At 67.4% G+C, this 20,727-nt stretch carries 21 protein-coding genes; 13 read left to right on the top strand and 8 right to left on the bottom strand.

The features are described from left to right. Window positions 1-34: 34 nt before the first annotated feature. The 5 genes from KQH53_00230 to recJ all read right to left on the bottom strand — a co-directional run bounded on the left by KQH53_00230 (window position 35) and on the right by recJ (window position 3,794). Complete coding sequence (locus KQH53_00230; protein ID MCB2225073.1) at window positions 35-250, bottom strand: hypothetical protein; 216 nt, start codon at window positions 248-250, stop codon at window positions 35-37. 165 nt (window positions 251-415) lie between these two features. Then, a complete protein-coding gene (locus KQH53_00225) occupies window positions 416-940 on the bottom strand; it encodes a methyltransferase domain-containing protein (protein MCB2225072.1) in 525 nt (174 codons plus the stop codon). Then, complete coding sequence (locus tag KQH53_00220; GenBank protein ID MCB2225071.1) at window positions 937-1,362, bottom strand: CoA-binding protein; 426 nt, start codon at window positions 1,360-1,362, stop codon at window positions 937-939. The genes KQH53_00225 and KQH53_00220 overlap by 4 nt, the downstream gene beginning before the upstream one ends. 21 nt (window positions 1,363-1,383) lie before the next feature. Then, a complete protein-coding gene (locus tag KQH53_00215) occupies window positions 1,384-1,971 on the bottom strand; it encodes a hypothetical protein (GenBank protein ID MCB2225070.1) in 588 nt (195 codons plus the stop codon). Window positions 1,972-2,075: 104 nt separating this feature from the next. Then, window positions 2,076-3,794 (bottom strand): single-stranded-DNA-specific exonuclease RecJ, encoded by a 1,719-nt coding sequence (gene recJ / locus KQH53_00210; GenBank protein MCB2225069.1) that lies wholly within the window; start codon window positions 3,792-3,794, stop codon window positions 2,076-2,078. 477 nt (window positions 3,795-4,271) lie between these two features. Between recJ and KQH53_00205 the strand changes: the two genes are divergently transcribed. From KQH53_00205 to KQH53_00195, 3 genes are read left to right on the top strand one after another with little or no spacing between them, the layout of a single operon-like run. Further along, window positions 4,272-5,786 (top strand): PAS domain-containing protein, encoded by a 1,515-nt coding sequence (locus tag KQH53_00205; GenBank protein ID MCB2225068.1) that lies wholly within the window; start codon window positions 4,272-4,274, stop codon window positions 5,784-5,786. After that, window positions 5,783-7,135, top strand: a complete 1,353-nt coding sequence (locus KQH53_00200) for a sigma-54 dependent transcriptional regulator (protein MCB2225067.1) — start codon at window positions 5,783-5,785, stop codon at window positions 7,133-7,135. Before KQH53_00205 ends, KQH53_00200 begins: the two co-directional genes overlap by 4 nt. Before the next feature lie 48 nt (window positions 7,136-7,183). After that, window positions 7,184-7,768: an archaemetzincin gene (locus KQH53_00195; protein MCB2225066.1), complete on the top strand. Its 585-nt coding sequence runs from the start codon at window positions 7,184-7,186 to the stop codon at window positions 7,766-7,768. A gap of 34 nt (window positions 7,769-7,802) precedes the next feature. Here the strand turns inward: KQH53_00195 and KQH53_00190 are convergent, their stop codons facing one another. Further along, window positions 7,803-8,735, bottom strand: coding sequence for a hypothetical protein (locus KQH53_00190; protein ID MCB2225065.1), 933 nt, complete (start codon window positions 8,733-8,735; stop codon window positions 7,803-7,805). Window positions 8,736-9,370: 635 nt separating this feature from the next. Here KQH53_00190 and KQH53_00185 point away from each other — a divergent pair. From KQH53_00185 to KQH53_00140, 10 genes are all read left to right on the top strand, one after another. Next, on the top strand, window positions 9,371-10,243 hold the full coding sequence (locus tag KQH53_00185; protein MCB2225064.1) for a methylenetetrahydrofolate reductase: 873 nt from the start codon (window positions 9,371-9,373) through the stop codon (window positions 10,241-10,243). Window positions 10,244-10,335: 92 nt separating this feature from the next. Beyond that, window positions 10,336-13,332 (top strand): FAD-dependent oxidoreductase, encoded by a 2,997-nt coding sequence (locus KQH53_00180; GenBank protein MCB2225063.1) that lies wholly within the window; start codon window positions 10,336-10,338, stop codon window positions 13,330-13,332. Next, entirely contained in the window at window positions 13,332-13,757 is a 426-nt protein-coding gene (locus KQH53_00175) for a hydrogenase iron-sulfur subunit (protein ID MCB2225062.1), read from the top strand. Before KQH53_00180 ends, KQH53_00175 begins: the two co-directional genes overlap by 1 nt. 11 nt (window positions 13,758-13,768) lie before the next feature. After that, entirely contained in the window at window positions 13,769-14,437 is a 669-nt protein-coding gene (locus KQH53_00170) for a methylenetetrahydrofolate reductase C-terminal domain-containing protein (GenBank protein MCB2225061.1), read from the top strand. Continuing rightward, window positions 14,434-15,357 carry a methylenetetrahydrofolate reductase gene (locus tag KQH53_00165; GenBank protein ID MCB2225060.1) on the top strand — a complete coding sequence of 308 codons (924 nt, stop codon included), beginning with the start codon at window positions 14,434-14,436 and terminating at the stop codon, window positions 15,355-15,357. Before KQH53_00170 ends, KQH53_00165 begins: the two co-directional genes overlap by 4 nt. A 56-nt stretch (window positions 15,358-15,413) precedes the next feature. Beyond that, a complete protein-coding gene (locus KQH53_00160; protein ID MCB2225059.1) occupies window positions 15,414-15,794 on the top strand; it encodes a response regulator in 381 nt (126 codons plus the stop codon). 31 nt (window positions 15,795-15,825) lie between these two features. Further along, window positions 15,826-16,341, top strand: a complete 516-nt coding sequence (locus KQH53_00155) for a hypothetical protein (GenBank protein ID MCB2225058.1) — start codon at window positions 15,826-15,828, stop codon at window positions 16,339-16,341. 3 nt (window positions 16,342-16,344) lie between these two features. Then, the gene (locus KQH53_00150) at window positions 16,345-16,836 is read left to right on the top strand and encodes a hypothetical protein (protein ID MCB2225057.1); all 492 of its coding nucleotides are present in this window, start codon (window positions 16,345-16,347) and stop codon (window positions 16,834-16,836) included. Further along, window positions 16,829-18,382, top strand: a complete 1,554-nt coding sequence (locus KQH53_00145) for a PAS domain S-box protein (protein MCB2225056.1) — start codon at window positions 16,829-16,831, stop codon at window positions 18,380-18,382. Before KQH53_00150 ends, KQH53_00145 begins: the two co-directional genes overlap by 8 nt. Further along, window positions 18,379-19,818 (top strand): response regulator, encoded by a 1,440-nt coding sequence (locus tag KQH53_00140; protein ID MCB2225055.1) that lies wholly within the window; start codon window positions 18,379-18,381, stop codon window positions 19,816-19,818. The genes KQH53_00145 and KQH53_00140 overlap by 4 nt, the downstream gene beginning before the upstream one ends. 254 nt (window positions 19,819-20,072) lie before the next feature. On the opposite strand, the gene KQH53_00135 is transcribed toward KQH53_00140, so the two are convergent. Next, window positions 20,073-20,450: a hypothetical protein gene (locus KQH53_00135; protein ID MCB2225054.1), complete on the bottom strand. Its 378-nt coding sequence runs from the start codon at window positions 20,448-20,450 to the stop codon at window positions 20,073-20,075. 28 nt (window positions 20,451-20,478) lie between these two features. Continuing rightward, window positions 20,479-20,727, bottom strand: a complete 249-nt coding sequence (locus KQH53_00130; GenBank protein MCB2225053.1) for a zinc ribbon domain-containing protein — start codon at window positions 20,725-20,727, stop codon at window positions 20,479-20,481.

The raw sequence follows: 20,727 nt of genomic DNA, 5'->3' as shown, positions 1-20,727 counted from the left end.
GCTGCCTCCGGTTTTTAGTTTTGGGCGGGGTTTTTTAGCGGCGGATGAACAGGGCGCTGCCCTGGTCGCGCACGAAGCTGCTGTTGCGCGAGTGCAGCTCCGAGAGGCCCCAGAAGCCCAGGGTGAGGGCCACCACCATGATGCCCAGGCCTAGCCACATGACCACGCCGCGGGGCACCCGGCCGAAAAGAACCGCGCGGGCCGCCTTGCGGCAGCGCTCCATGCCCCGGCACTCGCTATCGGCCGGCAATTGGCATTGGGGTCCTTCTTTGCCGTAATATCGCATATTTGAGCCGGAAAACCCCCTGCAGAAGATTGCAATGCGCCGGACTGGGCATCAGAGGAAAAGTATAGACCAGGCGAGCGGCGGGTTCAATGTTTTGCTGAGTGATTTTGCAAATAATTTCCGCATTGTTCAGCGCCGCCAAAGGGTGCACATGGTTTTGCCGGCGTAGAGCGTCTTTTGGTGGCTCAGGCCCTCGGGCTGGAAGTAGGGCCCATAGACCAGCAAGGAGCCCTCCCAGTCGGGCGGCAGGAGTTTCTCCAGCCAGTTCAGCGGCTTGTCTGGGTATACGAACAGGAGGTCATAGGCGCTCAGGTCGGCCGAGCGGCAATCGGCGCAGATGAACTCGGCCTGGTCAAAGCCCAACTTGGCGGCCATGGCCCGAGCCGCTTCGGTCAGCTCGGGGTCGGCTTCGATGCCCGTGGCGGGCATGAACAGCGAGGCCACCAGCACCGCCCGGCCGTCGCCGGAGCCCAGGTCCGCGAAATGCTTGTAGGGAGTCAGGTCCAACTCGCTCAGGAGCTGGTAAACCTCGTCGGTTTGAGAGCAGGCCCACATCCCGGCCGGGGTGACCTTGTAGGAGGTCTCCAACCCCGCGTGATACTCGGCCAGGGCGGCCTCCACCTGGGCCAGCCCCGCTGAAGGCGCGGCGCTCACAGCAGGCGGGCGTGTTCGACCTTGAGGCAGGCGTTCTGCACCACCATCAGGCCTGCCTCGCGGGCGGCGGCCGCCGCCTGGTCGTGCACCACGTCCAGCTGCAACCAGAGCATCTTGGCCCCGATCTCCGCCGCCTCCCGGGCCACGGGGGGCACCGTCTCCGAGCGCCGGAACACGTCCACCACGTCCACCGGGCCGGGCACGGACTTGAGGTCCGGGTAGGACTTGAGTCCCATCACCTCGTCCAGGGCCGGGTTCACCGGGATGATGTCGTAGCCGCGATCCAAAAGGTAGCGGGCCACCATGTTGCTGGCCCGGTGGGGCTTGTCCGAGAGCCCCACCACGGCGATGCGCTTGGCCCCTTGCAGGGCCTTTTTCACCTCAAGGTCTGGCGGGTTGTCCGGGCGGGAGCTGAGCGACATGGCGTCCTCCAAGGGGTTGGCTCATTCTAGCATGCCTTCCGGGGCGGGACCATGCGGCCGCTCCAGGCGGGAGTGAACCAGGCCCCAGGCGGCCAGCAAGAAGCGCTGCTCCCCCGGAGTGCGCCCGGCCAAGAGCCCGGGCAGCAGGGCCCCGGCTTCGGGCGGCAGGGAGCGCAACAGCCCGGCCAGGCGCAGGGCCTCCCAGCCCTCGGGCGGCAAGGGGGGCAGGGGGCAGGCCGCGCAATCCGGCGCGCCCTCGCCAGCCCGCTCCTGGGCCGCGCAGTCCGCGCAGTCCAGTCCCGGAAAGTCGGCCCGCGCCTCCAGGTAGAGCCGCAACCGCTCAAGGGTCTCCTCTTGGGCGGGAGACAGCCAGGGGGCGCGCAAGGCCTCCAGCAGGGCCGGGACCGCCCCGGCTGGCAGGCGCTCCAAGGCCTCGCGCACCGGCTCCCCGCTCCAGACGGGCGCGGCCAGGGCCAGCAGCTCCAGGCACAGCGAGGCCGCTCCGTCCGCCCGCGCGGCCAGGGGCTCCCACACGCCGGGCTCCAGCGGGGTCAGTTCCAGAGCGGCCCCGCCCAGTTCGATGCGTTTTGTCTCCTGTCTCGCCAACACGAGGCAAGCCTAGCCGCCGGCGCGGCTCCGGCCCAGGGAAGAGGCGCACAATTGCGTCTCCGAGGTTGCTTATAGCAATTACTTTAATTTGTGCGGATTGGGGCTCAGGAGGCGGCGCGCAGGTCCTTGACCACCAGCTCGATGTGGGGCCGCCCAAAGGTGGAGATGCGGGGGATGAAGGCCAGGTCCAGGCCCGCGCCCGCCTTGATCCAAGGCTCCTCGCAGTTGAAGGCAATGGCCGGGATGGTGGCCCCGTCCTGGATCAGCTCCATTTTCAGATGCTTGTCCCCCACCACCCGGGTGGAGGCCACCTTGGCACCCCGCGCGGCCAACAGGGGCTCGGGGTTGGCCTGGCCATAGGGGGCCAGCCGGTTCAGGGGCTTCATCATGCCCGGGCCCAGCTCGGACAGGCTAACCTCGCCTTCGATCACCAGCTCCTGGGCCTGCTGGGCGGGCAGCTCCCGGGCCGCGGCCTCGGAGAGCGCGGCGGCCAGCTCGGGTATGCGCCCGCTGTCCATGGTGGCTCCGGCGGCCAGGGCGTGGCCTCCGTAGTGTTGCAAAAGCTCCGCGTTGGCCGCCAGGGCCCGCTGGAGGTGGAAGCCGTCCCGCGAGCGGCCCGAGCCCACCGCCGTGCCGTTTTGCACGGCAAACAGCATACTTGGCCTTCCGGTCCGCTCCAGGAGCCGCCCGGCCACGATGCCCAGAACCCCCTGGTGCCAGCCCTCGCCGCCCAGGACCAAGGCCCCGGCGCCTTGGAAATTCTCCTCCACGGCCACACGTTCCAGCACTTGCTCGAATATGGCCGCCTCCACCTCGCGGCGCTCGGAGTTAAGGCGGTCCAAATCCTGGGCCAGGCTGGTGGCCTCGGCCTGGGTGGCGGCCAACAAGAGCTGCAAGGCAGGCTCGGGGTGGTCCAGGCGGCCGGCAGCGTTGATGCGCGGGGCCAGATAAAAGCCCAGGTCCATGGTGTCCAGGGTCCCTCTGCGTCCGGCGGCCTTGGCCAGGGCGGCCAGGCCGGGGCGGCGGCCCTCGGCCAAAACCTTGAGCCCCTCGGCCACCAACACCCGGTTCACGTCCACCAAGGGCACCACGTCCGCGCAGGTGCCCAGGGCCACCAGGTCCAGGCAGTTGCGCAGGTTGGGCTCGGGGCGATCGGCGAACCAGCCCGCCTCGCGCAGGGCGATGCGCAACCCGGCAGCCAGATAAAAGGCCACGCCCACTCCGGCCAAATGATCCGATAGGCGGCAGGAGTCCTGCTTGGGGTTCACCACCGCCGCGGCGGGCACCAGGGGCCCGGGGGGCAGCAGATGGTGGTCGCTCACCACCACGGGCAGGCCCAGGCGGGTGGCCTCGGCCACGCCCTCGTGGTCGGAGATGCCGCAGTCGGCGGTGACGATCACCTGGGCCCCGGCTTCGGCCAAGCGGCGGGCCCGGGGGGGCTTGAAGCCGTAGCCGTCGCTCAGGCGGTGGGGCAGGTCGTGTACCACCGGGCAGCCGCAGGCCGCGAAAAACTCCCTGAGCAGGGCGGTGGCGGTCACCCCGTCGGCGTCGTAGTCCCCGGCCACCCCGATGCAGGCCCCGGCCCGGATGGCCGGCAAAAGCACCTCCACCGCCTCGGGCAGCCCGGCCATCTCCTCGGGCGAGGGCAGCTGCTCCAGGCCGGGCGCCAAAAAGCGCCGCGCCTCGTCCGGGTCGCTGTAGCCCCGGTGGCACAATAGCTGGGCGGCCAGGGGCGGCAGACCCAGGGCGCGCGACAGGGCCGCGGCCGCGGTGGGCGTGGGCTCCTTGACCCGCCAGGTCAGGGGTGGGGGAGATGGCACCATGAAACCACTATATCTGGGGGGCTGGGGCCGGTCAAGTTACTTCATGTTGTGTGCTTGTGCCTTTTGCGTGCCCCTGCAAGCGTGACCCGGTCTTGCAGAATGAAACCATTTCCCGCCGCTGCAATCTGCCCAGGCAATTTGCCGCACCTACTTTTGCGCGGCCTCCCGCGTGGCTTTTCGCGCCTAACAGCCTGTTTTGCTTTGCCATTCCCTGCGGATATATGCCTTGGATCCCCCGCCGCCCAGCCGCGATGCGCCAAAATCCGCCCCGCGCATCTTTCATCTTGCAATGCCCCCGCCAGCCCTCTTGCGGAGGCATATTAGCAACATGCTGGTAATACAGGCCAAATTAGCCGACGCCCGCTTGGCACGGGCCTTGTATCTATTTATAGAGACAAAGCTCCGGAGGGGTAGGTTCGGTTTTTCGGAGCCATGGAGGGGGCGATGACCATAGGGACACCAGAGGAGAGGCGGCCCATGCGCCTGGCCATCATCGGCGGCGGCCAACGCTGCCAGTCGGTGCTCAACATGTTGGACTCGCAGCGCCTGAAGCGCTTGCAGGTCCAGGTGGTGGGGGTGGCCGACCTTAACCCCCAGGCGGTGGGCATTCGGCAAGCCCGCGACCGGGGCCTGTTCACCACCACCGAATGCTCGGAGCTGTGCACCTTGGAAGACCTTGACCTCATCATCGAGCTGACCGACGACCAGGAGCTCTTGAACAACCTGGCCGACAACAACCCCGACTCGGCCAAGGTGATCGGCCACACCGCCTCGCGCCTGTTCCACGACATCGTGGCCATCTACCAGGAGCTGGAGGAGCGCGAGGACGAGGTAAGCGTGGCCCACTCCTTTGCCCAGGCTCTCATCGAGGGCACCAGCGAGGGGGTGATGGTGCTGGACCCGGACTACCGCATCGCCCGGGCCAACCAGGCGGCCCTGGACGCGGCGGGCATCGGCCGCGAGGAGGCCCTGGGACGCTACTGCTTCCAGGTCAGCCACCAGTCGCTCACCCCCTGCGACAGCCCGGACACCCCCTGCCCCATGAAGCAAACCCTGGCCACGGGCAAGAGCGCCCACGCCATCCACGAGCACGTGCAGCCCGACGGCAGCACCCACTACTGCGACGTGTCCACCTTCCCCCTGGTCAACCGCCAGGGCGAGGTGGTGCAGGTGCTGGAGCTGTTCCGCGACATCACCGACGACCTCTCGCGGCGGGTGGAACGGCGCGCCAAAGCCATCAAGGCCGACCTGGCCGCCCTGGTGCAGGAAGACAAGCTCATCGCCCTGGGCAAGCTGGTGGCCTCGGTGGCCCACGAGATCAACAACCCCATCGCCTCGATCCTCAACTTCACCAAGCTGATCCACAAGGGGTTGGGGCAGGGCAAGCCTTCGGCGGCGGACATACGTCAGTACCGCGAGTACCTGGGCCTGTGCTCCCAGGAGGCGGAGCGTTGCAGCCGCATCGTGGGCAACCTGCTCTCCTTCGCCCGCCAGAACCAGCTCACCCCGCGCATCGTGGACCTGGGCGAACTGCTCAGGACCACCATCACCCTGACCAACCACCGCATGGAACTGGGCGGGGTGGAGCTTTCCCTGCAATTACAGGACGAGCCCCTGCTGGTCTGGGGCGACTCGTCGCAGCTCCAGCAGGTGCTCACCAACCTGGTGTTCAACGCCATCGAGGCCATGCCCGAGGGTGGCGAGTTGGGCATCTGGGGGGGCAAGGGAAATGACGAGGGCCAGGTGCTCTTGGAGTTCGCCGACAGCGGGGAGGGCATCTCCCAGGAAAACCTGTCCCAGATTTTCGAGCCCTTCTTCTCCACCAAGACCCGGGGCCACGGGGTGGGCCTGGGCCTGAGCATGGTCTACGGCATCGTGCGCGAGCACGGCGGCGAGGTGGAGGTGGAGAGCAGCCCGGGGCAGGGGGCCCTGTTCCGGGTGCGCCTGCCCGCCCTGGAGGCGCGCGAGCAAGCCAAAGGAGGCAAGCCATGAGCGGTAGCCAACCCAGCGTCTTGGTGGTGGACGACGAGCTGGCCATGCGCGAGTCCATCGCCGCCTGGCTTCGGCAAGACGGCTATCCCGTGGCCGTGGCCGACTCCGGGGCCAAGGCCCTGGAGCTTATGGAGGCCCGCGAGTTCGACCTGGCTTTGGTGGACATCAAGATGCCGGGCATGGACGGGCTCACCCTCTTGGAGCGCATCAAGGAACTCCAGCCCGACACCCTGGTGATCATCATCACCGCCTACGGCTCCATCGAGTCATCGGTGCGGGCCATGAAGGCCGGGGCGGCGGACTATCTGCTCAAGCCCTTCGACCCGGAGCAGCTGATGCTGCTGTTGGAAAAGGCGGGCCGCCAGCGGGCCATACTCAAGGAAAACCTGGCGCTCCGCCGCCGCCTGGCCGAAGGCCACGCCGCGGGCTTCGAGGACCTGGTGGGCTCCTCGCCAGCCATGCTCAAGGTCTTCGAGCAGATCGAGGAGGTGGCTGCCTCCGAGGCTCCGGTGCTCATCAACGGCGAGACCGGCACGGGCAAGGAGCTGGTGGCCAAGGCCATCCACAACCTCTCGGGCCGGGCCTACAATCCCTTTGTGACCATCAACTGTGGGGCCCAGAGCGAGAGCCTGTTGGAGAGCGAGCTTTTCGGCCACGAGAAGGGCGCCTTCACCGGCGCGGTCAAGGCCCGGCGGGGCCGTTTGGAGATGGCCGACGGGGGCACCCTGTTTTTGGACGAGGTGGGCGAGATCTCCCAAAAAATGCAAGTGGCCCTCTTGCGCGTGCTGGAAGACAAGAGCTTCATGCGGGTGGGGGGCAACCAGACCCTGACCAGCGATTTTCGTTTGATAAGCGCCACCCACCGCGACCTGGAGCGGGCCATCGGCCGGGGCGAGTTCCGGGCCGACTTCTTCTACCGCATCAACGTGATCTTCATCCCCATACCCCCGCTACGCGCCCGGGTGGAGGACATCATTCCCCTGAGCGAGCATTTCCTGCGGCGCTTCGCGGCCGAGGGGGGCAAGCCCCCGCCCGAGCTGACCCCCCGCGCCCGCCGGGCGCTGAGCGCCTACAACTGGCCGGGCAACGTGCGTGAGCTCAAGAACGTCATCGAGCGGGCGGTGATCGTGTCTTCCGGCCCCACCCTGGACCTGGACAAGCTCACCTTCCTGGCCGCCGGGGGCGAACGCCCGGCCGCGCCAAGCACCCTGGCCGAGATGGAGCTGGGTCACATCCGCCGCACCCTGGAGGCCCACGCCTGGAACGTCACCCAGGCCGCCGCCGCCCTGGGCATCGACCGCTCCACCCTCAGCCGCAAGATGAAGCGGGCCGGGCTCTGTGCGCCCTAGGGCCGCGCTCCGGCCCTTGCCAAACCGGCTTGGCGGTGGCACCTATAGATGATGGATGCTGATCACGGCATGGTCCCCCCCGCCCCGCCCGGCGCTTTGGTGGAGGTGGTGCCCCTGGGCGCGGTCAACCAGACCGCGGCGGCGGTGGTGGCGGCCAACCTCCAGGCCATCCTGGGGCTCGACGCCGACCTGGCCCCCCCCGCGCCCGAGCCGGAGCACGCCCTGGTCCCGGCCCGGGGGCAGTACGACGCAAGCCTGATCCTGCAAGAGCTGGCCCAGCGGCCCACGCCGCCCCCCCTGTGCCTGGGGCTCACCCGCCATGACCTCTGCTTGCCCTTTCTCAGCCACGTTTTCGGCGAGGCCCAGCTGGAGGGCCGGGCCGCGGTGGTCTCCCTGCACCGCCTGGGGCAAGGGGAGGGGAGCCAGCCCGTGCCCCGCGCCCTGCTCCTGGAGCGGGCGGCCAAGGTGGCCCTGCACGAGTCCGCCCACCTCCTGGGCCTCACCCACTGCCGCGCGCCCCGCTGTCTGATGAACTTCTCGGCCGGTCTGGACAAGCTGGACCGCCTGGAGCTTTCCCTGTGCCCCACGTGCCGGGGCCAGGCCGCCCGCAAGCGCCTGGCCCTCATCGGCTAGTTGGGCAGGCGCCCGCCAGGGGCGCCCGCATCTATTACTTCTTGAGGAACCCGTCCACCAGCGCGTCCCAGTCCAGGTGGCTCACCGCGCCGAATACGTCCTCCACCACCCGGCCGCCGGTGGCGGCCAGGCGTTGGCCGGTCTCGGCGGTGATCACGTCCGAGAGGCGCTGAGCCTCGGCCTCCATCCAGTGCACGCTTTCCTCGCCGGTGTGCAGGCCCTTGAGGTCCCGCTGCATGCGGGTGGGCTCCAGCAGGAGCAGCCAGCCCTCCTCGTAGGGGTAGCGGTTGACCGCCTCGGGGTGCTTGAGCACCTCGGGGTTGCGCGCCACCACCACGCCCTCCACCGGGCAGGCGGCGCGGGCCGCGTGGCCCGAGCGCGAGAAGCCCAGCTCCAGGCCCCCGCCCCGGGCGGCCATGCCCAGCTCGGGCAGGCGGTACTCGTCGGCCGGGCCGAACAGGCGGGCGGTCAGGTCGTCCACCCCCACCCGGATGCGGCCGCCGTACTCCACCCGGGCCCAGGTGTGGCCGTCGTGGAAGTAGTAGCTGGGGGGCAGCTCGAAGCCGGCCGCCTCGGCCAGGCGGGGCTTGTCCGCCGCCTCGGACAAGAGCTGCTCGTCGAGCATCTGGTCATAGTGGCAGCTGGCGCAGTTGTAGGCGTTGATGCACAGCTTGCTGGAAACCCGGCCGGTGAGCATGTGGCGGCAGTAGCGCTCCTCGGGCGGGGTGTGCACCCAGTTCTCGCGGGTCCAGTGCTCCTCGCCGGGCAGCTCGTCCAGCCCTGCGGCCACCCTGCCCATGCTCTTCTTGCGCTGCATGGACTTGTCGAACGAGCAGCTCATGCAGTCAAAGGCGTTGTGGCACATACGGGGCGCGGTCACCCCGGCCTTGGACCACAGGCACTCCTGGTCGCTCATGTTGAACACCATGGGCAGCTTGGACTTCTTGATGTTCACTACCTTGGCCATTTTCCGCCTCCCCGCCGTCCCGGCGCATTTGGTTCAATCTTGCCGCTGTATAGAGCAGGAGGCGTGCCAAGGTAATTTTTTATGGCGTAACGCATTAATTATACATGCTAAATTAATTCTGGCGCCTTCGTGCTTACTGTGCGATTATGAGCAAAAGACAGCGTTGGCAAAGGCCCCACGCAGGGCACGGTCCTAATTGGCGTGTGTATTCGGTGGCTTGCCTGGGCATGTGGCGTTTTGGCGCGCTCCGGGGCAAACAACCGCATCCGGGCCCCATGAAGACGGTGCAGTGCAATTCGCCTCAGTTGGAGGCCTTTTGGTTTTCTGATTTTTGAGATTAAGTTTCGTTGCGTTTTGCCCGGGCCGAAGCGGGCGATTGTCTGAACATTAATTCATAGGAAAACGGTTTGTGTTTGTAAGAAAAATCACAAATTGTGCTTGCGCCGGGTCGGGTTTGGGTATATGGAAAGCCAAGGATTAAAGTTAGGTAAACCTTATGTAGGTAATTTAATGCCTACGTAATGAATAATATATAATTTCGACTGGTTAAAAGGTTATTAAAATACTGTTTTAAATGTGGTTTAGTGGAAGGCTACAGGTCGGCCTGCCCGCCGGCCCAACAGGAAGGAAAGCATATGGCCTTTGCGAAGAAGCTGAAGAGCAAAGACTTCTGTTACTTAGCTGAGATGGAGACCCCCAAGGGGGTGGACCTCTCCGCTTTCGTTAACAATGCCGATCGCCTGAAGGGCAGAGTGGATGCCGTTCTGGTGCCGGACCTGAGTCATGCCGTCATGCGTCTGTCCGCATTGGCCGGCGCGCTCATCCTCAAGGACCTCGGCTTGGAGACCATCCTCTCCTTCTCCTGCCGCGACCGCAACCGCCTGGCCCTGCAGGGCGACCTTCTGGCCGCCCACGTGTTGGGAATGCCCAACGTGATGGCCACCGAGGGCGAGGCCCTGGAGCTGGGCGACCAGCCCGGCGCCAAGGCGGTGCAGGATCTTACCCCGGCCCAGTTCCTGGAGGCCGCAGGCGGCCTCGGCCAGGGACGCGACATGGGCGGCCGCGAGCTGCAAGGCACGCCCAGCTTCGTGTTGGGCGCGGCCATCGGCCCCTGGACCGACCAGGCCTCGGCCGCGGCCCGCGCCGCCGAGGCGCGCCAAGCGGTGGAGATGGGGGCCAGCTTCCTCATCGCGCCCCCCGTGTTCTCCCTGGAGGACTTCGCGGTCTTCATGGGCGAGCTGGGCGACTCCGGCGCGGTGGTCATGGCCAGCGTGCTGCTTCTGAAATCCGTGGGCATGGCTCGTTACCTCAACGAGAACATGCCCGGCGTTAAAGTGGGCGAAGAAACCATCCGGCGCATTCGGGGGGCCAGCGACCGGCCCGCCGAGGCCGTGAAGATCGCGGCCGAGACGATCCAGGGGCTCAAGGAGCACTGCCAGGGAGCCCTCATCGTCACCGCCGGGTGGGAAGACCGCCTCCCTGACATCCTTGATTTGGCAACTCGGTAAGGCGCGGGCTACCCGCCAACGCCCATCCTTGCCGGAAAGGCCCTGATACAATGCTTAAAAACGACTCCCCTCGCACCAGCAACGCTGTACTAGTGCTTGGCGGCGGTATCGCCGGAATAAAAGCCTCGCTGGATCTGGCCGAGGCCGGACGCCAGGTGTACATCGTCGAAGAGAAGCCGGCCCCGGGCGGCTTCTTGCCGCTTTTGGACCGCCAGTTCCCCACCAACGACTGCAACATCTGTTACCTGATGCCCGAAGGGGGCGGCAACGGAGGCTTGCAGCGGGTGAGCACCCTGCCCATGAGCCGCCTGAGCGAGCTCCAGGGCTCGGCCGGCGAGTTCACGGCCACCATCGAGACCAAGCCCCGCTTCATCGACACCGACCGCTGCAACGCCTGCGGCGCCTGCCTGGCCGCCTGCCCGGAGGGCGCGGTGGTGTTCACTCCCGGGCTGGACACCAACAGCCCCACTTGCCTGCGCTACCCCCAAGCCACGCCGCAAGCCTTCTCCATCGACATGGACAAGTGCACCAAGTGCGGCGAGTGCCTCAAGGTCTGCCATCCCGACGCCATCGACCTGGAGATGCAGGGCAGCTCCCAGCAGCTGGAGGTGGGCTCGGTGATCCTGGCCAGCGGGGCCAAGGTCTGGGACCCCACGCCCATGGAAGAGTGGTACGGCTACCACCGCTTCCCGGACGTGATCACCAGCCTGGAGTTCGAGCAGCTCATGAGCGCGGCCGGGCCCACCGGCGGCGCCTTCCAGCGCCCCAGCGACGGCCGGCGGCCCACCCGCATCGGCTGGATCCAGTGCGCGGGCAGCCGCACCACCAAGCCCGGCGGCAACGCCTACTGCTCCTCCATCTGCTGCATGATCTCCATGAAGGAGGCCATCTGGGCCCTGGAGCACTTTGACCGCGACATCGAGGCCAACGTGTTCTTCATGGACATGCGGCCCATGGGCAAGGACTACGAGCTCTACTACCAGCGCGCCAAGAACGAGCTGGGAGTCAAGTTCACCCGCTGTATGCCCCACACCGTGGAGCGCAACGAGCAAAGCGGCGACCTGGTGCTGAGCCACCTGGACGACGCGGGCAACCTGCAAGAGGCCCACCTGGACATCATCGTGTTGGCCACCGGCTTCTGCGCGCCCAACGACGCGGCCGAGCAGGCGGCGGTCTTGGGCATCGAGCTGACCCCCGAAAAATTCGTGGCCGCCCCGGACTTCGCGCCGGTGAGCACCTCGCGCCCCGGCGTGTACGCCTGCGGCATGGCCCTGGGCCCGCAGGACATCCCCAGCTCCCTGGTCTCGGCCTCGGCCGCCACCGGCCTGGCCAGCTCCGTGCTGGCCCCGCCCCGCGGCCTGGTCTCCAGCGAGGACCTGCCCCTGGAGAAAAAGGTCACCGGCCAGGAGCCGCGCATCGGCGTGTTCCTCACCGACTGGGGCAACGTGGTCAAGGAATCGGTGGACATGGATGCCGTCCTGGCCGCCACCTCCAAGTGGGACGGCGTGGTCTACGGCACCCAGTTGGAGCTGGCCCACGGCGCCCGCGGCCTGGACAAGCTGGTGGAGGCCATTGCCGAGCACGACCTCAACCGCGTGGTGGTGGCGGGCTATAGCCCCCGCACCCACGGCAACCTCTTCGCCGAGGCGGTGCGCCGCGCGGGGCTCAACCGCGCCATGCTGGAGATGGCCAACATCCGCGACCAGGACGCCCTGGTCCACCGCCACGACCGCACCACAGCCACCGACAAGGCCGTCGCCCTGGTGCGCATGGCCGTGGCCGGCGTGCGCCGGGCCCAGCCCATGCACGCGGTGAAGCTGCCCTTCAACCCCGACGCCCTGGTGGTGGGCGGCGGCGTGGCCGGCATGAGCGCCGCGCTCAGCCTGGCCGCCCAGGGCATCAAGGTCTACCTGGTGGAGCGGGGCCGTCAGCTGGGCGGCCTGGCCAAGGAGCTCTTCCGCACCCTGGAAGGCCGCCCCGTGGCCGACGAGCTCAAGGAGATGATGGCCCAGGTCGAGGCCGCCGAGAACATCGAGGTTCTCACCGACACCCTGGTGGTGGACCATCAGGGCCAGGTGGGCAACTTCATGACCGGCGTGCAGAGCGGCCCGGGCATGTACTACCGCCAGATCGCCCACGGCGTGACCATTCTGGCCACCGGCGCCAAGCGCTACGAGCCCAGCGAGTTCCTCTACGGCACCGACTCCCGGGTGATGACCCAGCTGGAGATGGAGCAGCGCCTGGGCAAGGGCGAGGCCGGCGACGACCTGCTGGACACCGTGGTGATGATCCAGTGCGTGGGCAGCCGCAACGAGCAGAACCCGACCTGCGGGCGCATCTGCTGCCGCAGCGCCATCAAGAACGCCCTGTGGATCAAGGAGCAAAAGCCCGACGCCCAGGTGTTCGTGCTCTACCGCGACATGCGCATGCCCTTCATGGCCGAGCTGTCCTATCGCCAGGCCCGCGAGGCCGGCGTGCTCTTCGTGCGCTACGATCCGGCCAACCCGCCCCAGGTCAGCCAGGAAGGCGGCAACCTGGAGGTGGTGTTCACCGATCCCATCCTGGGCCAGCCCCTGGCGGTGGAGCCCAGCGCCCTGGTGCTCAGCACACCCCAGCTGGCCGCGGACGAAAACACCGAGGAGCTTTGCGACATCTTCCGCCTGCAACAGGGCCCCGGCGGCTTCCTCCTGGAGGAGCATCCCAAGGTCAAGCCGGTGGACACCCCGGCCCCCGGCGTGTTCGCGGCCGGTTCGGTGTTGGCCCCGGCCTCCCTGGCCGAGGCGCGCACCCAGGGCCTGGCCGCGGCGGGCCGCGCGCTCACCCTGGCCAGCCAGCTCAGCCTGGTCCTGGACAACCCGGTGGCCAAGGTGATGCCCGAGCGCTGCGCCGCGTGCCTCATCTGCGTGCGCACTTGCCCCTACTCCATCCCATTCATCAACGCCGACGGTTACTCGGAGATCGACCCCGCCCAGTGTCTGGGCTGCGGGGTTTGCGCCGCCGAGTGCCCGGCCCAGGCAATCCAACTGCAGGGCTACGAGGATGATCGTATGCTCAGCCGCACCGACGCCCTGCTGGAAGGAATTCTGTAATGAGCGACTTCGAGCCGGTGGTAGTGGTCTTCGCCTGTGACTACTGCGCCTACACCGCGGCCGACGTGGCCGGGCGCATGAACCTGGAATACCCCGCCGGGGTGCGCATCGTGCGCGTGCCCTGCACGGGCAAGGTGGACTCGCTGCACGTGTTGCGCGCCCTGGAAAAGGGCGCCGACGGCGTGATGGTGGCGGGTTGCCTGGAAGGCGACTGCCACTTCAAGAACGGAAACCTGCGCGCCGCGGCCAGGGTCAAGGCCCTCAAGCGGCTGCTGGACGACATCAATATCGGCGCGGGCCGGGTGGAGATGGTTCGCATGAGCGCCGGCCAAGGCGCCGTGTTCGCCGAGACCGCCCGCGACTTTGCCGAGACCATCCGCGAGATGGGCCCCAACCCCATCAAACCCGCCGCCCAGGCGGCCTGAAGGGAAAAGCTATGATCACCGCCACACGCAAGCCCATGGAGGAGATCCTCAAATCCGTGGAGCCCTTCAGAAAGATACTCTTGCTTGGTTGCAACGAGTGCGTGACCGTGTGTCACGCCGGAGGCCGCAAAGAAGTGGCCTTGCTCGGCGCGGCCCTTCGCCTGGGCCGCCTGCAAAAGGGCCAGCCCCTCGAGGTGGAGGAGCTCACTCTGGAGCGCCAGTGCGACCCCGAATACGTGGAAGAGCTGGCCCGCACCGTGGACCAGTACGATGCGGTCTGTTCCATGGCCTGCGGCTGTGGAGTGCAGACCATTGCCGAGCGCTATCCCGCCCTGCCGGTGATGCCCATGGTCAACACCGAGTTCATGGGCGCCAGCGAGGCCAACGGCGTGTGGGCCGAGCGTTGCGCCGGTTGCGGAGACTGCGTGTTGGGTTACACTGGGGGCATTTGCCCGGTGGCCCGTTGCTCCAAGCGCATCTTCAACGGACCCTGCGGCGGCTCCACCAAGGGCAAGTGCGAGATCAGCAAGGACGTGGACTGCGCCTGGCAGCTGATCTGGGACCGGCTCAAGGAGCTGGGCCAGACCGAGCTATATAGCAAGCTCATGGAGCCCAAGGACTGGAGCACCGCCCGCGACGGCGGCCCGCGCCGGATCGTCAGGGAGGATATGGCGCTATGAAAAGCGACAGCAATCTGGAAAAGGTCCTGGCCGCTGGTCACTTCGCGGTAACCGGAGAGCTGGGCCCGCCCCGGGGCGCCAACCTGGAAGCGGTCAAGGAAAAGGCCGCCCACCTGGTGGGCATGGTCGACGCGGTCAACGTGACCGACAACCAGACCGCCGTGGTGCGCATGGCCTCCTGGGCCGTGAGCCTCACCATCAAGGAGATGGGCCTGGAGCCCAACTATCAGATGGTGTGCCGCGACCGCAACCGCCTGGCCATGCAGTCCGACATCCTGGGCGCCGCCGCCCTGGGCATCAACACCATGCTCTGCCTCTCGGGCGACCATCCTTCCTTCGGCGACCATCCCCAAGCGGCCAACGTGCACGACATCGATTCCATCCAGCAGCTGGCCATGATCAAGCGTATGCGCGACGAGGGCAAGTTCCTGGGCGGCGACGACATCGACACCCCGCCCAAGATGTTCGTGGGCGCGGCGGCCAACCCCTTTGGCGATCCCTTTGAACTCCGAGTGCTCCGCTTGGGTAAAAAGGTTGCAGCCGGCGCCGATTTCATTCAGACTCAGTGCATTTACAATATGGAGCGCTTCGCCGAGTACATGCGACAGGCACACGACATGGGTCTGACCGAAAACACCAAGCTGTTGGCCGGGGTCACCCCGCTCAAGAGCGCGGGCATGGCCAAGTACATGGCCAACCGGGTGCCGGGCATGGACGTGCCCAAGGCGGTGGTGGACCGCATCGCCGGCCAGCCCAAGGAAAAGCAGGCCGAGGAAGGCATCAAGCTGCTTTGCGAGCAGATCGAGCAGCTGAAGGAAATGCCCGGCGTGGCAGGGATACACCTTATGGCCATTGAGTGGGAGCATCGCGTGCCCGAGATAGTGGAGCGGGCCGGTCTGCTGCCCAGGCCACAAGTATAACCGGACGGCGCGCCTGCCCCGCGTAGAGCCGCGCCCGCAAAGAAGAGGAGGCCAACATGGCCGGTAAGTACGTTCTGGTGGTCGATGACGACCTGGATCTGGTGGAGGCCATCGCCACCAACCTCGGCGCCAAAGGCTACGAGGTGGGCAAGGCCTACGATGGGGAAGAAGGCCTGGCCAGCGTCAAGGAGCGCCGCCCCGACTTGGTGGTGCTGGACGTGATGATGCCTAAGAAGGACGGCTATCAGGTCTGTGACGAGCTCAAGAAGAGCGCCGACTACAAAGACATCCCGGTGATCCTGCTCACCGCGGTGGGCTCGGCGGTCAGCACCACCTCCTACACTCACCGCGACGGCATGACCAACGAAGCGGACGAGTACGTGGCCAAGCCGGTGGACCTGGACCGGGTGGCCGAGCTGGTGGCGGAGCTCCTCTGAGGCCGCTCCTCGGCCTTATGGAAAAAATGGCATGAGCCGCCCCCGCGTCTCCGGCTGGAGGCAGCGCCGCGGCCTGGGCCTGGTGACGATCGATGGCTGGACCTGGGGCGGCGCCGCCGCCCTGGCCCAGACCATAAGCGAATCGCGCCTGAACCTGGCCATGGCGCTCCTTGCGGAGGCCGGGGGCGTTGTGCGTGGCGCCCTGGCCCTGGAGCGCGAGGTTTGCCCCCAGGCGGCCGGCGTGGCCGAGCTGGTGGGCCGTGAGCTTCGCCTGCCCGAGCCCTCGCTCTGTCCCGACGCCGCCGTCCTGACGGCCTATCCCCTGGGAGGCGGCCTGCACCTGCCCGCCCTGGCCCTGGCCGTTTTGGCCGGTCGGGGCATCACCCCCCTGGCCCTGGGCACCTCGCCGGCGGCGCTGAGCCTGGCCTTTCTCACAGCGGACCTGGCCCCGGCCATCGAGGCCCTGGGCCCGGCCTGGGGCCTGAGCGGCCCGCCCCCCCTGGAACAAGTCGCCGTGGTGCAAAGCGCCGCGCGGCGGGAGTCCTGAACCTTGGAAATCGTGGCGGTATACCGGGAGCACCCCATCAGGACCTATGGGGTGCGTCCGCGCGGCGGTCTGGCCCTGGTGGGCCTGGACTGCCCCGCCGCCTCCCTGGAGGCCTTGGCCGCCGAGCTGGCCGAGGCGCCCGCTTCTCTGGGCGTGGAGCTCTGCGCCGCGCCGGGCGGCGAACCGGGCGCGGCTTGGCGGGTGTGCCTGCCCCTGGAGCAGGCCCCGGCCCTGGCCGAGCTGACCCAAAGGGCCGGCGGGCGTTGCGGCCCGGCCCAAGAGGTCAGCCTCATCGCCCTGCAAGGCCCCCACTTCGGCGACCGCTGGGGAATCGCCAGCCAGGCGCTCACTGCCCTGGAAGAAGCCGGGGTGGAGCCCTGCCTGCTCTTGGGGGTCACCCACACCCTGCAACTGGTGGTGCCCGCCTCCGAGGCGGAGCGGGCCCTGGCCGGCCTGGGCCGCCATTTCAGCTCGCCGGAGGCCGGCAATGCCTGAGATGTTGCCCAGCGCGGTCCTGGTGCCCAGCAATCTGCCGGACGAGGCCTTTCGCCGGTTGTTCCACTTTTTACCCATCCCCACCCTGTTCCTGAGCCCGGAGAAGCAGGTCCTGGCCGCCAGCCGCAGCTTTTTGGAGCGCTACGGCCTCACCGACGACGCGGTGCTGGACCGGCCCTGCTACGAGGTCTTCCACCGGGGCGACGAGCCCTGCCCGGCCTCGGTGTGCTGCTTTCCCCAGGTGCTGGAGGGCCGCCAGGGCCTGTTCAACATCCACCAGTACCAAGACCGCCTGGGCAAGCTGGTGGTGGAGGAGGTGCACCTGAGCGCCTGCACCGACGAGAACGGCCGCCTCATGGGGGTCATCGAGTCGGTGCGCGACATCTCCGAGGCCAAGCGCCTGGAGAACAGCCTCAGCGAGACCAACGAGCTGTTCAGCTGCCTGCTCAACAGCATGTTGGGGGTGGTGATAGCCGCCGACCTGCAAGGCCGCATCCTGTTCGTGAACCACAACGCCAAGCCGGTGCTGGGCTACGAGCCCGAGGAGCTCTTGGACAAGACCCTGTGGGAGCTTAGCCCCCATGAGGAGCTCAAGCGCCTGCGCTCCATCCTGGACGCCAGCAACGGCCCGGTGCGCGGGGTGCGCACCCAGGTCACCAAGAGGGACGGCGAGATCATCCCGGTTAAGGTGAACCTCAACTTCATCCACCGCCACGGCACGCCCATCGGCACCCTAGGCATCATCAGCGACCTCAGGGAAATGGTGAAGATCGAGCGCCACCTCAACTCGGCCCGGATGCAGGTGGTGCAGTCGGACAAGCTGGCCCTTCTGGGGCGCATGGCCGCCGGCGTGGCCCATGAGCTCAACAACCCGCTCACCGGCATCACCGTCTACACCGATCTGGTGCGCGAGGCCCTGCCCCAAGACCATCCCTCCCAGCAGGACCTGGCCTACATCGCCGAGGACGTGGACCGTTGCCGCGACATCGTGCGCGACCTTTTGGACTACAGCCGCCAGGGCAGCATCGAGCTGGAGACCCTGGACCTGAGCCAGGTGGTGGAGGAGGCTTTCTCCCTCATTCGCACCGATTCCATGCGCCTGCACGTGGAGATGAAGACCGATTTCGCGCCGGAGCCCCTGATCATCCAGGGCGACCGCAAGCTGCTGCGCCAGGTATTCATCAACCTGCTATCCAACGCCATGGACGCCATGGAGGGCAGCGGACAAATCACTATGAGGACCTACGAGGACGGAGACGGTATGCGCTGCGCCGAGATCAGCGACACCGGCCCCGGCATCCCCCCCGATCACCTGGCCAAGGTTTTCGATCCCTTCTTCACCACCAAGGAGCCCGGCAAGGGCACTGGCCTGGGGCTCAGCGTGGTGTTCGGGGTCATCTCCCGCCATGAGGGGCATATCTCGGTCAAGGAAAGCGGCCCCCAGGGAACCACCTTCCTGGTCAAGCTGCCCGCCTCCGCCCCCAAGACCCTGCAAGATTTCGCCAACAAGATCCAATGGGGCGAGGAAGAAGAGACGATAGGATGAGCCAGCCGGCCAGACGCATATTGGTGGTGGACGACGAGCAGCGGGTGCGCCAGGCCATCCAGCGGGTGCTGGGCGAATCGGGCTACGAGGTGCTGGAGGCCGAGGACGGCCGCCAGGGCCTGGACATGGTGGCCAAGCACACCCCGGACCTGGTGCTGGTGGACCTGATGATGCCGGTGATGGACGGCATGGAGTTCCTGGACCAGGCCCGCCGCCGCTATCCCGGCCTCACCTCGGTGGTCATCACCGGCTTCGCCACCCTGGACAGGGCCGTGGACGCCATGAAGCACGGGGCCGACGATTTCTTGGCCAAGCCCTTCAAGCCCCGCGAGCTCAAGCTGGTGGTGGAGCGCGCCCTCAAGCGGGCGGTCACCCTGCAGGACATGTCCATAGAGAAAAGCCGCACCCGGGCCCTGATCCACGCCATGACCAACGGGGTGCTGGTGGCCAACTCCGGCGGCGAGGCGGCCTTGGCCAACCCGGCCATGCTGGCCCTGCTGGGGCTTGAAGAGGACCAGGTGCTGGGCCGGACCCTAAACGAGGTGCTGCCCTGGCCCATGGTGGCCGGGTGCCTGGGGACTATGCTGGAAGGCGGCGAGCAGGGCCACGAACCGGCCAGCTGCGTGGTCGGCCTGGGAGAGGGCGAGGACGCCCTGCATTTCCAGGTGAGCTGCGCCTGCTTCCACGACGCCCGGGGCACGGTGATGGGCGCGGTGGCGGTGTTCGACGACGTGACCGCCTGGCACCGCCTGGACCAGTACAAGAGCCAGTTCGTGACCACCGTGGCCCACGACATCGTGAGCCCCTTGGGCGCGGTACAGGGCCAGCTGCAGAACCTGGGCCAGGAGCTGCTGGGGCCCCTGAACCAGGAGCAGGTCACCCTAGTGGAGCGCACCCGCACCCGTTTGCAAGGCGTGGCCGACCTGTGCCGCGACCTGTTGGACCTTTCCAAGATCGAGGCCGGGGCCATGGGCGAGCGCACCCGGGTGGACCTGGCCAGGGTGGTGGAAGATGCGCTCAAGGTGGTGGCCGGCCCGGCCGAGGCCAAGGACCAGAGCCTCAAGGTGGAGCTGGCCGAGGGCCTGCCCCCGGTGATGGGCGTGGCCGAGGAGCTACTGGATCTGGTGCTCAACCTGGCGGGCAACGCGGTGAAGTACACCCAGGAGGGCGGCGAGATATCGCTGAGCCTGACCGGAGAGGGCGGCCAGATCGTCTTGGAGGTGGCCGACAACGGCCCGGGAATCGCGCCCGAGGAACAGGAGGCGGTGTTCCAGCGCTTCTATAGGGTGCGCAACGCGGACAACCGCCACATCACCGGCACCGGCCTGGGGCTGGCCATCGTCAAGCGCGTGGCGGAGAACCACGGCGGCAGCCTGACCCTGGAGAGCGCTCCGGGCCAGGGCTGCCTTTTCCGGGTGAGCCTGCCCGCCGCCTAAGCCCGACAGTTTCACGGGGGGCGGGTGGCAATCAGCAAATTTTGAATACTGGCACTGCGTCTAATGAAGGCGCTTGTACCGGCAGAATTCGCTTAGGCGTCACTGCCGGCACAGCCAGCCGCCGGCAGACAAGGCGTCTGGCAAGCGAGGACCGCAGGCGTAGCCGAAGCTACGTCAAGGCCCGAGCGTAGCCAGTAACACAGTATGCCGGTGGCTGGCGCTGCCGGACGCCCGGCGCTGGTGGAACTGCCGGGCTACCCGGCGGCGGCGGATACTTCTTTCAGCTTGCTAATCAGTTTTTCCGCCTCGGCCCGGCCGGGCTGGGGCGGCATCTGGGCCAATACCCCCAGGCCTTCGTAGACCTCATGGAAATCCTCCTCGGCCCGCTGGCTCACCACCGCCGTGTTCACGAAGGCGTTGACCAGCACCAGCCGGTTGAGGAAGCTCCAGGGGCTCATGTCGCGGACCTGCTCGTCCAGCACCACCAGGTCGTAGTCCTTGGCCGCGGCGTTTTCCAGGGCGGCCTCGCCGGTGGTTTCCCAGCTCACGGTCACCTCGGGCTCGGCCAACAGGGCGGCCGATAGGGTGGCCAAAGAGCCCGGAGTGGGGGTTACCAACAATATGCGCAGCATGGCTTCTCTCCTTGGTAGCGTCCCCGGATCATGCCTTGCCGCAGCAAGACCCCGGGCCAGCGCAGCCGGCGTGGCCCGGGGTGGAGCCGCAGCAGGCGGTGTCGCCTTGGCCGGGCAGGTGCTCGGCGCGCCCGCCGGACAAGGAGCTGGGGGCGGACATCAGCTTGTCCACCCGGGAGCTCCCGCAGGAGGGGCAACTCAGGGGTTGGCTGGTGTCCATCACCAGGGTTTCGCCGCTGAATCCGCAGTCCGCGCAGCTTACATCGTATAAAGGCAT

It is taken from the genome of Desulfarculaceae bacterium, from assembly GCA_020444545.1.
GTDB lineage: Bacteria > Desulfobacterota > Desulfarculia > Desulfarculales > Desulfarculaceae > Desulfoferula.
Note: the sequence above shows the minus strand (reverse complement) of the source record. Positions and strands in the feature narration are given on the sequence as shown.

Coding starts and splice junctions, on each gene's coding strand:
- KQH53_00220 (MCB2225071.1), bottom strand. CDS start 1,362: ATGTCGCTCAGCTCCCGCCCGGACAACCCGCCAGACCTTGAGGTGAAA.
- recJ (MCB2225069.1), bottom strand. CDS start 3,794: ATGGTGCCATCTCCCCCACCCCTGACCTGGCGGGTCAAGGAGCCCACG.
- KQH53_00205 (MCB2225068.1), top strand. CDS start 4,272: ATGCGCCTGGCCATCATCGGCGGCGGCCAACGCTGCCAGTCGGTGCTC.
- KQH53_00200 (MCB2225067.1), top strand. CDS start 5,783: ATGAGCGGTAGCCAACCCAGCGTCTTGGTGGTGGACGACGAGCTGGCC.
- KQH53_00195 (MCB2225066.1), top strand. CDS start 7,184: ATGATGGATGCTGATCACGGCATGGTCCCCCCCGCCCCGCCCGGCGCT.
- KQH53_00190 (MCB2225065.1), bottom strand. CDS start 8,735: ATGGCCAAGGTAGTGAACATCAAGAAGTCCAAGCTGCCCATGGTGTTC.
- KQH53_00185 (MCB2225064.1), top strand. CDS start 9,371: ATGGCCTTTGCGAAGAAGCTGAAGAGCAAAGACTTCTGTTACTTAGCT.
- KQH53_00175 (MCB2225062.1), top strand. CDS start 13,332: ATGAGCGACTTCGAGCCGGTGGTAGTGGTCTTCGCCTGTGACTACTGC.
- KQH53_00170 (MCB2225061.1), top strand. CDS start 13,769: ATGATCACCGCCACACGCAAGCCCATGGAGGAGATCCTCAAATCCGTG.
- KQH53_00165 (MCB2225060.1), top strand. CDS start 14,434: ATGAAAAGCGACAGCAATCTGGAAAAGGTCCTGGCCGCTGGTCACTTC.
- KQH53_00160 (MCB2225059.1), top strand. CDS start 15,414: ATGGCCGGTAAGTACGTTCTGGTGGTCGATGACGACCTGGATCTGGTG.
- KQH53_00155 (MCB2225058.1), top strand. CDS start 15,826: ATGAGCCGCCCCCGCGTCTCCGGCTGGAGGCAGCGCCGCGGCCTGGGC.
- KQH53_00145 (MCB2225056.1), top strand. CDS start 16,829: ATGCCTGAGATGTTGCCCAGCGCGGTCCTGGTGCCCAGCAATCTGCCG.
- KQH53_00140 (MCB2225055.1), top strand. CDS start 18,379: ATGAGCCAGCCGGCCAGACGCATATTGGTGGTGGACGACGAGCAGCGG.
- KQH53_00135 (MCB2225054.1), bottom strand. CDS start 20,450: ATGCTGCGCATATTGTTGGTAACCCCCACTCCGGGCTCTTTGGCCACC.
- KQH53_00130 (MCB2225053.1), bottom strand. CDS start 20,727: ATGCCTTTATACGATGTAAGCTGCGCGGACTGCGGATTCAGCGGCGAA.